Below are 13325 nucleotides of genomic sequence, written 5' to 3'. Positions count from 1 at the left end.
GGTGACGACCGCGGAAGCCGCAGAGGGGCGGTTCCACCGATCTGGTGGAACCGCCCCTCTGCCGTGGATCAGGCCCTCGTGACGAGAGCGCCGTCGGCATCGGCCGCCGCCGCCCGCTTCTTCGCGAGTGTCTCCTTCGACAGGTAGACCGCCGTCGCGGACAGTGCCGTGAGCGCCACGAAGTACCACGCGATGTTGCTCGTGCCGCCGTCGTTGCCGAGACCGAACAGCCAGTTGCACATCAGCGGGGCGGTGCCGGCGCCCAGGACCGAGCCCATCTGGAAGGTCAGCGAGACACCCGTGTAGCGGTCGGCGGTGTCGAACTTCTCGGCGAGGAACGCGCCGATCGGGCCGTACATCGACGCCTGGATGATCGGGTTGCCCACCAGGAAACCGACCGCGACGAGCCAGTAGCTGCCCGAGTTGAACAGCGCGAACATCGGGAACACCAGGACGATCGAGACGACTGCGCCGGCAAGCATCACCTTGCGCCGGCCGTGGCGGTCGGAGAGCCACGCGAAGAACGGGATCGCGAAGATGTGCACGACGCTCGAGAACGTGAGCATGTACAGCGCGTCCTGGCGCGGCATCGTGCCCTGCGCGGCGATGTGCGGGACCATCCACACCGCCAGCATCGCCTGCATGAACAGCGGGCCGGCCGACGCGAGAATGCCGTACACGGTGGACGCCGGGTACTTCTTCAGCACGCGCAGGATCGGCGTGCCGGTGTGGACCTCGCCCGCGGCGCGGGCCTTCGCGAAGTCGGGGGACTCCGTGACGCGGTAACGCATGAACAACCCGACGATCACGAGCGTCGCCGACAGCAGGAACGGAACGCGCCACCCCCAGCTGAAGAAGGCGTCGTCGGGCAGACCCGAGAAGAGTGCGAGCACCAGGGTCGCGAGGACGGAGCCGGTGGGGCCGCCCGCGACCGCGATCGAGGCGGCGAGACCGCGCCTGCCCTCACCGACGTGCTCGGCCGCCATCAACGTCGCGCCGGCCCACTCACCGCCCACCGCGAGGCCCTGGATGACGCGCAGCGCGACGAGGATCAACGGCGCCGCGATGCCGATCGTCTCGTAGGTCGGCATCAGTCCGATCGCGACGGACACCAGCCCCATCATCAGAAGCGTGACGACGAGGATGTTCTTGCGTCCGAACTTGTCGCCGAAGTGCCCGAACAGCACGCCACCGATGGGCCGCGAGATGTAGCCGGCCAGCAGGATGACGAACGAGAGCGTCGATCCCAGCACCGGGTCCATCGAGTCCGGGAAGAACAGTTTCGGGAACACCAGGCCCGCTGCCGCTCCGTAGAGAAGGAAGTCGTAGTACTCGACCGTCGATCCCAGGAAGCTCGAGATCAGGGCACGGCGCGAGGCCTTCGGAGCGGGCTCGGTATACGTCGTGTCTTGGGGTTGCATTGCGCTCCTTCAACAGGCGACCACGTCGGTCGACGGCTGAAAGCGTCGATTGCGGCGTGCGTCACATCAATCACGCGTTCCGGAGAATGGCACGGCCGGGTTTGCCAACAGCCGGAACGGGCACTTCCGACATTCGGCGCGCCCGCGTACGGCCGCCGTCTCCGGCGGCTGGTTTTCGCTAGGTTGGGGCCATGACGACTCCGTTGCAGAATCTCGAGATCAACACCCTCGGCGGCGTGCCGACCAGCCTCGGTGAATACGGCGGGCGCGCCGTTCTCGTGGTGAACGTGGCCTCCAAGTGCGGCCTCACCCCGCAGTACACGGCACTCGAGAAGCTGGCGTCGGAGTACGCCGAGCGCGGCCTCACCGTCATCGGCGTCCCGTGCAATCAGTTCATGGGCCAGGAGCCGGGGACCCCCGAGGAGATCCAGACCTTCTGCTCCACCACGTACGGCGTCACGTTCCCCCTGACGGAGAAGGTCGATGTCAACGGCGACGACCGGCACCCGATCTACGCCGAGCTGACGAAGACGGCGGACGCCGACGGCGAGGCCGGCGACATCCAGTGGAACTTCGAGAAGTTCCTGATCGCCCCCGACGGCACGGTCGCGAACCGCTTCCGTCCTCGCACCGAACCCGACGCCCCCGAGGTGATCGCGGCGATCGAGGCCGTGCTGCCGCGATAGGCGGCTGCGCCGCCCGTGCGCCTTTTCGGTAGCCAGAACTACCAGAAAGGCGCACGGGCGCGTAAGCGCCCGTTCACCTGCGGCTGCCACCCTCGAAGGTATGACCGGACAGGTGATCGTGTCGGTGTCGGGGATCAGGGACGAGACGGTGCAGACCGTCGCGGATTTCGCGGCCGAGATGGACCGCAGGTCGGTTCCGCTGTCGCTGCTCGTGGCGCCGCGACTGAAGGACAAGTACCGGCTGGTCTCGGACACCGTCACGCAGGACTGGCTGCGCGAGCGGCGTGAGCGCGGCGACGCGATCGTCCTGCACGGCTATGACCAGGCCGCCACCAAACGTCGCCGCGCCGAGTTCGCGGTCCTGCCCGAACACGAGGCGCGCCTGCGCCTGCTCGCCGCCGACCGGGTCCTCGAGGAGGTCGGTCTGCGCACCAGGCTGTTCGCCCCGCCGCGGTGGATCGCCTCGCCCGGCGCCGTCACGGTGCTGCCGAACGTCGGATTCCGGCTGCTGGCCGGCATGACCACCGTCCGCGACCTCGCGCACGACACCGGCGTGCGCAGCCACGTCATCGGTGTGGGGGACGGCTTCCGCGCCGAGCCGTGGCGGTGCCGGGCGATGGTGCTGAGCGCCTCCCGCGGCGCCCGGCGGGGAAGGCTCGTGCGCCTGGCCGTCTCGGCGAAGCAACTCGGCAAGACCGGCCCGCGCCAGGCGGTGCTCGACGCCGTCGACCTGGCGCTGCACCACGGCGCCGCGGCCACCGTCTATCGGTGGCCGCTGGTCGAAGGGGTGCGCGGGGCCGCGTGAGGCGTCGTCTCTACTCGTCCACCGCTCCGCCTGTCGTCGAACGGACGAGGGGTTCGAGGGCGTCCAGCACGCGCTGCAGGCCGAACTCCCAAGCGATTTCGGGGCTGTACGTGGTGTTCATCGCCTGACCGGCGGCGGCGCCGACGCGCTGCGCGAGCGGGAAACGGTCGCCGAGATAGCCGGCCAGCCGTCCGCTCGCGGTCGCCCAGAGCTCGGCCATGTCGGCGGCGTGCGGGTCGGGTCGGCGCGCCCGTGCCGAGGCGCGGGCGAAGTCGGTGACGAACGTCAGCGCGGCATCGCGCTCCACGTCGTCGATGCCCGTCCCGTCGAACGCGTGCAGGTCGTGGTCGTACTTCGCGATCGTCCCGGGGCCGAGCGCCGTGCGCTGGTCGGAGACGTCCAGCAGCCACCAATGCTCCGCACAGAGCGTCATTTCCGCCTCGGCCATCTGCCGGACGCGGTCCCGCCAGCCGTCACCGTCGTATGCCGCGTGGGTGCGACTGCCGTGGACGGCGTCGGCCATGAGGACCAGCAGTTCGTCGCGGGAGCCGACATGTGTGTACAGCGCCATCGCGGAGGTGCCCAGGTCGGCGGCCAGACGCCGCACGGTCACGGCGTCGAGCCCCTCGGCGTCGGCGATCGCGACAGCGGCGCCGACGGCCTGGGTGGTGGTGACCTTCGCGCGCGGCCCGCGAGCGCCGCCCCGAGGCGCGTCGGGATGGTCACGCCACAGCAGATCGATCAGCTCGCGGGCCACCGGTTGCCTCCGAGACGGGTGGGAACAAACGAACGGTTGCTGTACTTTATACAGTGCATAAGGTTTCTCTCGTCGTGGAGGTGCGCATGAAGATCACCGGTACAGCTCTGTCCTTGAACGTCGCCGACCCCAACGCCTCGGCGGAGTTCGCCAAGACTCACTTCGGCTTCACCGAGGCCATGTCGGACGACGGCTTCGTGTCCCTCGGTCACCCGGATGCGGGGGTCAACGTGATCTTCCTGCGGACCGGGCTGGGCACGTTCAAGCCGACCGCCATCGCCGGCCCTGCCGGCCAGGGGCTTCTCGTCGTCTTCGTCGTCGAGGACCTCGACAGCGAGTTCGCGCGCATCGCGGCCGGCGGGGCCGCCGTGGTCACCGAGCCGGAAACCGAACCGTGGGGCGAGCGCTACTGCCAGTTCGTCGACCCCAACGGCATCGTGTGGCAGCTGGTGCAGTGGGTGTGAGCCCCGGATCCGTTCAGGACACCTCGACGCTGGACTCCTCGGGCAGCACCCGGAACTCCGTTCCGCCCGGGCCCATCTCGGTGAGCCGGCCGTAGTAGATGCCGCGGGCCTCCTTCGCGACCACACCCTGGTGGATCGGGACGGCGACCCGCGGGTGCACGGCGCGCAGATAGTCGACGGACTCGGAGATCTTGAGCCACGGCGCCGCCGCGGGGACCGCGAGCACGTCGACCTTCTGTTCCGGCACGAACAGCGAGTCGCCCGGGTGCATCAGCTTGGCCGGGTTCTCGGCGTCGCCCAGCAGGTACGCGGTGTTGTCGATCAGCGGGATCTCCGGGTGGATCACCGCGTGCGTGCCGCCGGTGCCGGTCACCTGCACCTCGCCGACGTTGAACACGTCGCCCGGGTACACCGCCGTCCACGCGTCGCCGAGCAGCGCCGTCGTCTGCGGGTCCGCGTACAGCCCGGCACCGGGGTTGGCGTCGACCAGCGCGGGCAGCCGCGCCGGGTCGGCGTGATCGGGATGCTGGTGCGTGATCAGGATGGCGTCGAGACCCGTGATGCCCTCGAACCCGTGGGAGAAGTTCCCCGGGTCGAACAGGATCTTTGCGCCGTCGAGTTCCACCAGGACACAGGAATGGCCGAAGTGCGTCAGTCGCATGAGACGAGTATGCGGGATCACACCCGGCGGTGGGGGCGGCGTCCGACGTCACTCGGTGCGGGAGCGGGGCGGGCTGCCCGGTAAACTCCTGGATGCCCGGTGCGATCCCGGGCGGAAACCAGCCATAGCGAGGAGCAGCACGTGGCCCGTGTCGTTGTCGATGTCATGCCCAAGGCCGAAATTCTCGACCCGCAGGGGCAGGCCATTGTCGGGGCGCTGTCCCGACTCGGTCATGCCGGTGTGTCGGACGTTCGCCAGGGTAAGCGATTCGAACTCGAGGTCGACGACACCGTCAGCGACGACGAGCTCGCCACCATCGCCGAGTCGCTGCTGGCGAACACGGTGATCGAGGACTGGAAGGTCACGCGAGTCCAGTGAACATGAGCGCAGCGACGACCGGTAAGACTGGCGCACGCATCGGAGTCATCACGTTCCCGGGCACGCTCGACGACGTCGACGCGTCCCGCGCGGTTCGTCTCGCCGGCGGCGAGGCCGTCAGCCTGTGGCACGGCGACGCCGACCTCAAGGGCGTGGACGCGGTCATCGTTCCCGGCGGCTTCTCCTACGGCGACTACCTGCGCTGCGGTGCCATCGCCCGCTTCGCGCCCGTGATGGGTGAGGTCGTCAAGGCCGCCGAGGGCGGCATGCCGGTCCTCGGAATCTGCAACGGCTTCCAGGTGCTGTGCGAGGCCGGTCTGCTGCCGGGCGCGCTCACCCGCAACGCCGGACTGCACTTCGTGTGCCGGGACCAGTGGCTGAAGGTCGAGTCCAACTCGACGGCATGGTCGTCGCGCTACGAGGCCGGTGCCGAAATCCTCGTCCCGCTCAAGTCGGGCGAGGGCCGCTACCAGGCGCCCGAGCAGGTGCTCGACGAACTCGAGGGCGAAGGCCGCGTGGTGTTCCGCTACGCCGGCGAGAACCCGAACGGTTCGCAGCGGGGCATCGCCGGCATCGCGTCGGCCAACGGCCGAGTCGTCGGTCTCATGCCGCACCCCGAGCACGCGACCGAGGCCCTCACCGGCCCCAGCGACGACGGACTCGGCATGTTCTACTCCGCCCTGGAGAGCGTCCTGACGGCCTGACAGGCACGACGTTCGACGGGAACCCCACGGTTCCACACGGTCGCCGCAGCACTCCCGATTCGGGAGCCGCTACGGCGACCGTGTCGTTTCTCGGGGAGCGCCTCCGGTTCCGCGCTACCGACCTGGGCGGGCCTCCGCTCCCCACACGTACCGCACCTGGGGGCGGCCGGCGCGGCCGTACTCGGTCTCCCGTGCGAGCAGGCCGTCGTCGGCGAAGCGCTCGAGATACCGCCACGCGGTGACACGTGAGACCCCGACGGCGGCGGCGACTTCCGCGGCGGTCAGCGGCCGTCCCGCGTCGCGCACGCACGCGCTGATGAGATCAGCGGTGTGCGGGGCCACGCCCTTCGGCGCGGTCGCGCGAGAGTCCGTGGTGCGCAGGACGGCCATGGCCCGATCGATGTCGTGCTGGCTCACTGCGGTTCCGCCCGCGGGGAGGGCGTCGCGGAACTCGCGATAGTGCTCGAGCTTGTCGCGGAGCGCCGCGAACGTGAACGGTTTGAGCAGATACAGCACCACGCCCCGGGCCACCGCGGTCCGCACGACGTCGAGGTCGCGGGCAGAGGTGACGGCGATGATGCCGGGGCCGGGACGCAGACCGCCGAGCGCGGCGGCCAGATCGAGACCGCTCGCGTCGGGGAGACCGATGTCGAGCAGGACCAGGTCGATCGGCTCGTCGGTGGATGCGGCCTCGGCGACCGCCCGCATCGCGGCGGCCGCGGTGTGCGCCACCGTGTGAACCTCGAAACCTTCGACACGTCCGACGTACGCACGGTGCGCCTCGGCGATCAACGGCTCGTCCTCGACGATCAGCACACGGATCATCGATCCCCGACCTCCCCGACCTCCCCGGCGTCGCCGCGCCGCGACGGAGCGGGCAGCGGAATCTCGACCACGAGCATGCCTGCGAGCGACGGTTCGGTGCGCAGACGCCCTCCGCGGCGCGCGACGATCTGGGCGACGAGGGCCAGTCCCAGGCCGCGTTGACGCGCGGGCCGCCCGTTCACGGGTTTGGTCGAGTACCCGCGGGTGGTCGCCCGCACCAGAGCGTCCGGATCCATGCCCGGACCGCTGTCGGCCACCCGAATCACGAGCGTCGAGCCCTCCTCCGTCACCGTCACCTCCACCCAGGGTTGGGCGTCGTCCTCGGATCGTGCGGCGTCGATCGCGTTGTCGACCAGATTCCCGACCACCGTCACGAGTTCGAGCGGACTGAGCGCCGTCGCCGGTCCCAGCGCGGTGTCCTCGGTGACCGTCAGCTCGACGCCGTGCTGCGCCGCCTCGGTCACCTTGCCCAGCAGCAGCGCCGCGAGGGCGGGCTCGTGGACGGCCGCCGTCAGCCGGTCGATCAGATGCTGCGATGTCGCGAGTTCGGCGGTCGTGAACGCGACGGCGTCGTCGTTGCGGCCCAGTTCGACCATCGTCACGATCGTGTGCAGACGGTTGGCGTACTCGTGGGCCTGCGCGCGCAGCGACTCGGCGACACTGCGGGCGGAATCGAGTTCACCCAGGACGCTTTGCAATTCGGTGTGATCGCGGAGGGTCACGACGGTTCCGATCCGTCGTCCCTCCCACAGGACGGGGGCCCGGCCCACCACCAGGATCCGGTCGGCCGTCACGTGCACCTCGTCCTGTTCGCCGTCCGCGTCGGGGCCGATGCGGCGCAGGGTCTCGGGCAACTGGTCGGGTGTGATCGGGCCGTCGGGCAGCCACAGCAGCCGTCGTGCCTCGTCGTTCACGACGTCGACACGCACCCGCCCGTCGCGGTCGCGGCCGAACACGATCAGGCCCTCGCCGATCGAGCGGAGCACCGCGTCGTGGTGTTCGTACAGCTGGCGCAACCGGTCCGGGTCGAGTCCGAGCGTCTGACGGCGCAGTCGTCGGCTCACCAGCGTCGCGCCGACCGTCGCGATCACGACCGCGATCGCGGCGATGCCGAGCAGCGAGGGCAGCCCCTGCGCGAACTGTTCGCTCACCCGCTCTCGCGTCACGCCCACCGACACCAGGCCCACCAACTGCCCGTCCGACTCGACCGGGGCGACGGCGCGAATCGACGGACCGAGTGAACCCGAATACGTCTCGGCGAACGTCTCTCCCGCCAGCGCCCGCTCGATATGGCCCTCGAAGCGCTGCCCGATCAGCGTCGGATCCGGGTGGGTGTAGCGGGTGCGATCGGGCGCCATGACGACGACGAAATCCGTGCCGGTGGCCTGCCGGATGCGTTCGACCTCGGGCTGGAGGGCGGCCGTGGGGTCGGGGCCGCGAAGGGCGGCGATCGTCGAGTCGGACTCGGCGATCGCCTGTGCGAGGTGTGTCACCTCGCGCCGCGTCGCATCGTCGGAGTCGCGCCGTTCGTCGACGATCGCGAACGCCGACACGGCGGCGATGACCAGGGCCAACACCACCAGCTGCAGGATCAGCAGCTGACGGGCGACGCTCATCGGTCGGCGGGAGGTGCCGAGGGGCACGTCGATCCTCTCGTGAAACTAATGAACACAAACTTCACCGGCGCCTCGACGGGTACCAGCATTCACAGGCGAGTCGGCGTGACCCCGATCACTCGAAGATCACCCGGGCCGGCTCGTCGCGTACCCATCCGATCAAGAGGACACCGCATGAGCACGAGTGCAGCAGGGACGCCGGGGCCGGCGCAACCCGTCGAGAGCAAGAAGACGCGCGACCGCACGCACTGGCTCTACGTCGGCGTCGTGATCGCCGTCGTCGCCGGTGTGCTCGTCGGCTGGCTCGCGCCCGACACCGGCAAGTCGCTCGGCGTGCTCGGCACGATGTTCGTGGACCTGATCAAGATGATGATCAGCCCCGTGATCTTCTGCACCATCGTGCTCGGCATCGGCTCGGTGCGTGCGGCCGCGAGCGTCGGCAAGGTCGGTGGTCTCGCGCTCGCGTACTTCATCGGAATGTCGACCGTCGCGCTCGGTATCGGCCTGGTCGTCGGCAACCTGCTCAACCCCGGCAGCGGCCTCGACATCACGCCCGACACCGCGAGCACCGGCGCGGCGCTCGCCGAGAAGGCGCACGCAGCGGGCGGCACGATGGACTTCATCGCGTCGATCATCCCGACGTCGCTGCTGTCGTCGCTCACCGCGGGCAGCGTCCTGCAGACCCTGTTCGTGGCGCTGCTGGTCGGCTTCGGGTTGCAGGCGATGGGCAAGCAGGGCGAGCCCGTGCTGCGCGGCGGCGGCTACGTGCAGAAGCTCGTGTTCAAGGTGCTGTCGATGATCCTGTGGCTGGCACCGATCGGTGCGTTCGGCGCGATCGCCAGCGTCGTCGGGCAGACCGGACTCGGCGCCGTCGTCCAGCTCGGCGCTCTCATGCTCGGGTTCTACCTCACGTGCCTGATCTTCGTGTTCGGCGTGCTCGGCAGCATCCTCCGGGCGTTCGCCGGGGTCTCGATCTTCAAGCTCGTCCGCTACCTCGCCCGGGAGTACCTGCTGATCTTCGCGACGTCGTCGTCCGAGTCGGCGCTGCCCCGCCTCATCGCGAAGATGGAGCACGTCGGTGTCGAGCGGACCACGGTCGGCGTCGTCGTGCCGACCGGCTACTCGTTCAATCTCGACGGCACCGCGATCTACCTGACGATGGCGTCGATCTTCATCGCCGACGCGATGGGACAGCCGCTGGCGCTGCCGGAGCAGCTGTCGCTGCTGGTGTTCATGATCATCGCGTCGAAGGGTGCGGCCGGCGTCAGCGGCGCCGGACTGGCCACCCTCGCCGGTGGGCTGCAGAGCCACCGCCCCGAACTTCTCGACGGCGTCGGTCTGATCGTCGGCATCGACCGGTTCATGTCGGAGGCACGGGCGGTCACCAACTTCTCCGGCAACGCCGTCGCGACCCTGCTGGTCGGGACCTGGACCAAGTCGGTGGACACCGAACGGGTCAAGGCCGTCCTCGACGGCGAGATTCCGTTCGACGAGTCGACGATGGTGGACGACCATCAGACCGGGACGCCGAGGGACGAGGCTCCGGCCCGGCCGACGGGCGTGCCCACCACGTCCACAGATCGGGAGCTCGCCAGCGCCTGACGAAAGCCCGAACCGCCCACGCGGAGCAGCGGTTTTCGCTAGCGTCCCGCGCATGATCACCACTGTCGTCTGGGGAACCGGCAACGTCGGACGCGCGGCGATCCGCGCGGTGCACGCGAATCCCCGCCTGGAACTGTCCGCGGTCGTCGTGCACGACCCCGCCAAGGTGGGCCGCGATGCCGGCGACCTCGGGGACGTCGGCGCCGATGTGGGTGTGCCGGCCACCGACGACGTCGACGCCGTTCTCGCGTCCCGACCCGACGCGGTCGTGTACGCGGCCTCCGGCGAGATCCGCCCCGACGAGGCCGTCGCCGACATCGTGCGGATCCTTCGCACGGGGGCGGTGGTCGTGACGCCGTCGGTGTACGCGCTCTACGACCATCGCAGCGCGCCGCGGGAGATCCGGGAACCGGTGCTGGACGCGATCACCGCCGCGGGCGGCTCGCTGTTCGTGTCGGGCGTCGACCCCGGCTGGGGCAACGACGTGCTGCCGCTGCTGCTCAGCGGGCTGGGATCGGTCGTGGACGTCCTCCGGTGCCAGGAGATCTTCGACTACTCGACCTACGACCAGCCCGACTCGGTGCGCTACCTCGTCGGGATGGGACAGCCGATGGACTACGAGCCGCCGATGATCGCGCCGACCGTACCGACGATGGTGTGGGGCGGACAGATACGACTGATGGCGCGGGCCCTCGGCGTCGAGCTCGACGAGATCCGCGAGACCGTGCAGCGGCGAGCGCTCGAGACCGACGTGACCACCGCGACGATGGGCGACTTCGCCGCCGGCACCCAGGGCGCGCTGCGCTTCGAGGTGCAGGGCATCGTCGGGGGTGTGTCGCGGATCGTCGTCGAGCACGTCACCCGTATCCATCCGTCGTGCGCGCCGGACTGGCCGATGCCGCCCGACGGCGGCGCCGGGGCACACCGGGTGGTCGTCGAGGGCCGCCCGCGTATCGAGGTCTCGGTGGAGGCCACCGACGAGGGCGGCAGCCGGGCCGCCGGCGGCAACGCGACCGCCGTCGGGCGCCTCGTGAACGCGATCGACTGGCTGATCGAGGCCGAACCGGGACTGTACGACGCCCTCGATGTGCCGCTACGACCCACACCGGCACTGGGATTTTCGACGACAGGCCCGGTCGCGGCGGGCACACTGGGGGAGACCGGAAGGATCCAGCAATGAGAATCGACATCCCCGAGGGCAAGGACCCCGTCGGCTACGTGTGGGGCGAACTGGTACCCGAGATCGGTATCCCCGCGTCCAAGCTGTCGCTGGCGGTGTACGCGAAGTCCACGCTGGGGCTGCGCGAGTTCGAAGCCGCACGGCTGCGCATCGCCCAGATCAACGGTTGCATCGTCTGCATGGACTGGCGCACGGACCGCGACGGCGAGAAGGTCGAGGACGGATTCTTCGAGTCCGTCGAGAACTGGCGCACCACAGAGGCTTTCGATGACCGGACGCGCCTCGCGGCCGAATACGCCGAGCGCTACGCGATCGACCACCACAATCTCGACGACGAGTTCTGGGCGCGAATCGGCGAGCACTACAGCCAGCGCGAGATCGTCGAGCTGAGCATGTGCATCGGGTCCTGGATCGCCTCCGGCCGCCTCAACCACGTTCTCGGCCTCGACTCCGTGTGTGCGCTGCCGGAACTCTGACGGTTGTCGGACCCCTGGGCTAGCGTCCGACCATGGCACTCACACTCGGCATGATCACGATCGACTCGACCGATCCGGGACCGCTCGCGAAGTGGTGGGCGGAGCTGACCGGCGGGACGGTCGAGCAGGAGAACGACGGCTGGTTCTACATGGTCGGGGTCCCCGGCTGGGGCCAGAAACTGGGTTTCCAGAAGGTGAGCGACCCGACGCCCGGCAAGAACCGCCAGCACATGGACCTGGGATCGGCCGATCTCGATGCCGAGGTCGAACGTGTCCTCGCGGCCGGCGCCACCGAGGTGCACCGCGAGAACATGGACGGCTTCCGGTGGGTCACGTTCGCCGACCCTCAGGGCAACCAGTTCTGCGTCTCGGGAGCGCACTAGCCGAACCTCCGCGGCCCCTGCGGTACTGCATGATTGTCGGTATGCCATCGATGACGCAGGCCGACGCCCAGGGATTGTGTTCGTTCGTCGACGCCTCGCCGTCGCCGTTCCACGTGTGTGCGACGGTCGCGGCCGAGTTGACCGAGAGCGGATTCACCGAGCTGCGGGAGACGGACGCGTGGCCGTCGGCGCCCGGCCGCTACTACCTGATCCGCGGCGGCTCGCTCATCGCGTGGAGCACCGAGGGGGTCGCGGACGGCGGTCCCGCGTCGCCGTTCCGCATCGTCGGTGGGCACACCGACAGCCCCAACCTGCGGGTCAAGCAGCATCCCGACCTCGTCTCGGCGGGCTGGCAGCTGGTCGGCCTCGAGCCGTACGGCGGCGCGTGGCTCAACTCGTGGCTCGATCGCGATCTCGGCATCTCCGGGCGCCTGAGCGTCCGCGCCGGGGACGCGGTCGAGGAGGTGCTGGTCCGCGTCGACCGGCCGATCCTGCGGGTGCCGCAGCTGGCGATCCACCTGTCCGAGGAACGTAAGGGCGTACAGCTGGACCCGCAGCGGCACGTCAATGCGGTGTGGGGGACGGGCACCGAACCGCGCTCGTTCATCGGATATCTCGCCGGCGAGGCCGGTGTCGCCGCGGACGCGGTCCTCGGCTGGGAACTGATGACCCACGACCTCGCCTCGTCGACGGTGGTGGGACAGGATGCGTCGCTGGTGAGCGCGCCGCGCCTCGACAACCAGGGTACGTGCTACGCCGGGCTGCAGGCGCTGCTCGCCGCCGTCGCCGAGCCCGGCGAGAGCACTCCGGTGCTGGCGCTGTTCGACCACGAGGAGGTCGGCAGCATGTCCGACCGCGGCGCCTTCTCGGACCTGCTCAACTCGGTGCTCGAACGGATCGTCCTGCTGCGCGGCGGGGGTCGCGAGGACTTCATGCGGGCGATGTCCGGGTCGGTGTGCGCGTCGGGCGACATGGCGCACGCGACCCACCCCAACTACCCGGACCAGCACGAGCCCGCCCACCGCATCGAGATCAACGGCGGCCCCGTGCTCAAGGTCAACCAGAACCTGCGGTACGCGTCCGACGCGGCCGGGGCCGCCGAGTTCGCGCTGGCCTGCGATCGCGCGGGCGTCCCGATGCAGCGGTACGTGCACCGCGCCGACCTGCCGTGCGGCACCACGATCGGCCCCATCACCGCGTCGCGGACCGGGCTGTCGACCGTGGACGTCGGCGCGCCGCAGCTGGCGATGCACTCGGCCCGCGAGCTGATGGGTGCCCGCGACGTCGGCATGTACGCCGACGCGCTCGCGGCTTTCCTGACGCCGGGGCGGTAGGGGGCGTTTTCCCGTTCTCCTGCGGAGCTGGAC

General features: G+C 69.8%; 15 protein-coding genes. 10 read left to right on the top strand and 5 right to left on the bottom strand.

Annotation, left to right across the window (positions count from 1 at the left end; translation table 11 throughout):
- Window positions 1-68 precede the first annotated feature (68 nt).
- Window positions 69-1421, bottom strand: a complete 1353-nt coding sequence (locus tag ABEU20_RS13160) for an MFS transporter (protein ID WP_420164853.1) — start codon at window positions 1419-1421, stop codon at window positions 69-71.
- Between the two features lie 191 nt (window positions 1422-1612).
- Here ABEU20_RS13160 and ABEU20_RS13155 point away from each other — a divergent pair, with 191 nt between their 5' ends.
- Together ABEU20_RS13155 and ABEU20_RS13150 are read left to right on the top strand one after the other, a co-directional pair.
- Window positions 1613-2107: a glutathione peroxidase gene (locus tag ABEU20_RS13155; protein ID WP_420164852.1), complete on the top strand. Its 495-nt coding sequence runs from the start codon at window positions 1613-1615 to the stop codon at window positions 2105-2107.
- Window positions 2108-2207: 100 nt separating this feature from the next.
- A complete protein-coding gene (locus tag ABEU20_RS13150; RefSeq protein WP_420164851.1) occupies window positions 2208-2912 on the top strand; it encodes a DUF2334 domain-containing protein in 705 nt (234 codons plus the stop codon).
- 10 nt (window positions 2913-2922) lie between these two features.
- On the opposite strand, the gene ABEU20_RS13145 is transcribed toward ABEU20_RS13150, so the two are convergent.
- Window positions 2923-3669 carry a TetR/AcrR family transcriptional regulator gene (locus ABEU20_RS13145; protein ID WP_420164850.1) on the bottom strand — a complete coding sequence of 249 codons (747 nt, stop codon included), beginning with the start codon at window positions 3667-3669 and terminating at the stop codon, window positions 2923-2925.
- Between the two features lie 86 nt (window positions 3670-3755).
- Between ABEU20_RS13145 and ABEU20_RS13140 the strand changes: the two genes are divergently transcribed.
- A complete protein-coding gene (locus ABEU20_RS13140) occupies window positions 3756-4133 on the top strand; it encodes a VOC family protein (protein ID WP_420165129.1) in 378 nt (125 codons plus the stop codon).
- 13 nt (window positions 4134-4146) lie between these two features.
- Here ABEU20_RS13140 and ABEU20_RS13135 read toward each other — a convergent pair whose 3' ends face one another.
- Entirely contained in the window at window positions 4147-4794 is a 648-nt protein-coding gene (locus tag ABEU20_RS13135; RefSeq protein WP_225016861.1) for an MBL fold metallo-hydrolase, read from the bottom strand.
- A gap of 141 nt (window positions 4795-4935) precedes the next feature.
- On the opposite strand from ABEU20_RS13135, the gene purS reads away from it, so the two are divergent.
- Both purS and purQ read left to right on the top strand, forming a co-directional pair.
- Entirely contained in the window at window positions 4936-5172 is a 237-nt protein-coding gene (gene purS, locus ABEU20_RS13130; RefSeq protein ID WP_013414946.1) for a phosphoribosylformylglycinamidine synthase subunit PurS, read from the top strand.
- A gap of 2 nt (window positions 5173-5174) precedes the next feature.
- The gene (gene purQ / locus ABEU20_RS13125) at window positions 5175-5876 is read left to right on the top strand and encodes a phosphoribosylformylglycinamidine synthase subunit PurQ (protein ID WP_420164849.1); all 702 of its coding nucleotides are present in this window, start codon (window positions 5175-5177) and stop codon (window positions 5874-5876) included.
- 114 nt (window positions 5877-5990) lie between these two features.
- On the opposite strand, the gene ABEU20_RS13120 is transcribed toward purQ, so the two are convergent.
- A complete protein-coding gene (locus ABEU20_RS13120) occupies window positions 5991-6701 on the bottom strand; it encodes a response regulator (protein WP_420164848.1) in 711 nt (236 codons plus the stop codon).
- Window positions 6698-8317, bottom strand: coding sequence for a sensor histidine kinase (locus tag ABEU20_RS13115; protein ID WP_420165128.1), 1620 nt, complete (start codon window positions 8315-8317; stop codon window positions 6698-6700). Before ABEU20_RS13115 ends, ABEU20_RS13120 begins: the two co-directional genes overlap by 4 nt.
- Before the next feature lie 174 nt (window positions 8318-8491).
- Between ABEU20_RS13115 and ABEU20_RS13110 the strand changes: the two genes are divergently transcribed.
- From ABEU20_RS13110 to ABEU20_RS13090, 5 genes are read left to right on the top strand one after another with little or no spacing between them, the layout of a single operon-like run.
- A complete protein-coding gene (locus ABEU20_RS13110; protein WP_420164847.1) occupies window positions 8492-9919 on the top strand; it encodes a cation:dicarboxylate symporter family transporter in 1428 nt (475 codons plus the stop codon).
- A 52-nt stretch (window positions 9920-9971) separates the two neighbouring features.
- Window positions 9972-11099 carry an NAD(P)H-dependent amine dehydrogenase family protein gene (locus ABEU20_RS13105; protein ID WP_420164846.1) on the top strand — a complete coding sequence of 376 codons (1128 nt, stop codon included), beginning with the start codon at window positions 9972-9974 and terminating at the stop codon, window positions 11097-11099.
- Window positions 11096-11575 carry a carboxymuconolactone decarboxylase family protein gene (locus tag ABEU20_RS13100; RefSeq protein ID WP_420164845.1) on the top strand — a complete coding sequence of 160 codons (480 nt, stop codon included), beginning with the start codon at window positions 11096-11098 and terminating at the stop codon, window positions 11573-11575. The genes ABEU20_RS13105 and ABEU20_RS13100 overlap by 4 nt, the downstream gene beginning before the upstream one ends.
- A 32-nt stretch (window positions 11576-11607) precedes the next feature.
- Window positions 11608-11958, top strand: coding sequence for a VOC family protein (locus tag ABEU20_RS13095; RefSeq protein ID WP_420164844.1), 351 nt, complete (start codon window positions 11608-11610; stop codon window positions 11956-11958).
- A 41-nt stretch (window positions 11959-11999) separates the two neighbouring features.
- Window positions 12000-13292, top strand: coding sequence for a M18 family aminopeptidase (locus tag ABEU20_RS13090; protein ID WP_420164843.1), 1293 nt, complete (start codon window positions 12000-12002; stop codon window positions 13290-13292).
- Window positions 13293-13325: the final 33 nt, after the last annotated feature.

Source organism: Rhodococcus parequi (assembly GCF_046042785.1).
In the GTDB taxonomy this organism is placed as follows: Bacteria; Actinomycetota; Actinomycetes; order Mycobacteriales; family Mycobacteriaceae; genus Prescottella; species Prescottella parequi.
The sequence above is the reverse complement of the archived record's forward strand: the minus strand, read 5'-3'. Positions and strand labels throughout refer to the sequence as shown.

Coding starts and splice junctions, on each gene's coding strand:
- ABEU20_RS13160 (WP_420164853.1), bottom strand. CDS start 1,421: ATGCAACCCCAAGACACGACGTATACCGAGCCCGCTCCGAAGGCCTCG.
- ABEU20_RS13155 (WP_420164852.1), top strand. CDS start 1,613: ATGACGACTCCGTTGCAGAATCTCGAGATCAACACCCTCGGCGGCGTG.
- ABEU20_RS13150 (WP_420164851.1), top strand. CDS start 2,208: ATGACCGGACAGGTGATCGTGTCGGTGTCGGGGATCAGGGACGAGACG.
- ABEU20_RS13140 (WP_420165129.1), top strand. CDS start 3,756: ATGAAGATCACCGGTACAGCTCTGTCCTTGAACGTCGCCGACCCCAAC.
- ABEU20_RS13135 (WP_225016861.1), bottom strand. CDS start 4,794: ATGCGACTGACGCACTTCGGCCATTCCTGTGTCCTGGTGGAACTCGAC.
- purQ (WP_420164849.1), top strand. CDS start 5,175: ATGAGCGCAGCGACGACCGGTAAGACTGGCGCACGCATCGGAGTCATC.
- ABEU20_RS13120 (WP_420164848.1), bottom strand. CDS start 6,701: ATGATCCGTGTGCTGATCGTCGAGGACGAGCCGTTGATCGCCGAGGCG.
- ABEU20_RS13115 (WP_420165128.1), bottom strand. CDS start 8,317: ATGAGCGTCGCCCGTCAGCTGCTGATCCTGCAGCTGGTGGTGTTGGCC.
- ABEU20_RS13110 (WP_420164847.1), top strand. CDS start 8,492: ATGAGCACGAGTGCAGCAGGGACGCCGGGGCCGGCGCAACCCGTCGAG.
- ABEU20_RS13105 (WP_420164846.1), top strand. CDS start 9,972: ATGATCACCACTGTCGTCTGGGGAACCGGCAACGTCGGACGCGCGGCG.
- ABEU20_RS13100 (WP_420164845.1), top strand. CDS start 11,096: ATGAGAATCGACATCCCCGAGGGCAAGGACCCCGTCGGCTACGTGTGG.
- ABEU20_RS13095 (WP_420164844.1), top strand. CDS start 11,608: ATGGCACTCACACTCGGCATGATCACGATCGACTCGACCGATCCGGGA.
- ABEU20_RS13090 (WP_420164843.1), top strand. CDS start 12,000: ATGCCATCGATGACGCAGGCCGACGCCCAGGGATTGTGTTCGTTCGTC.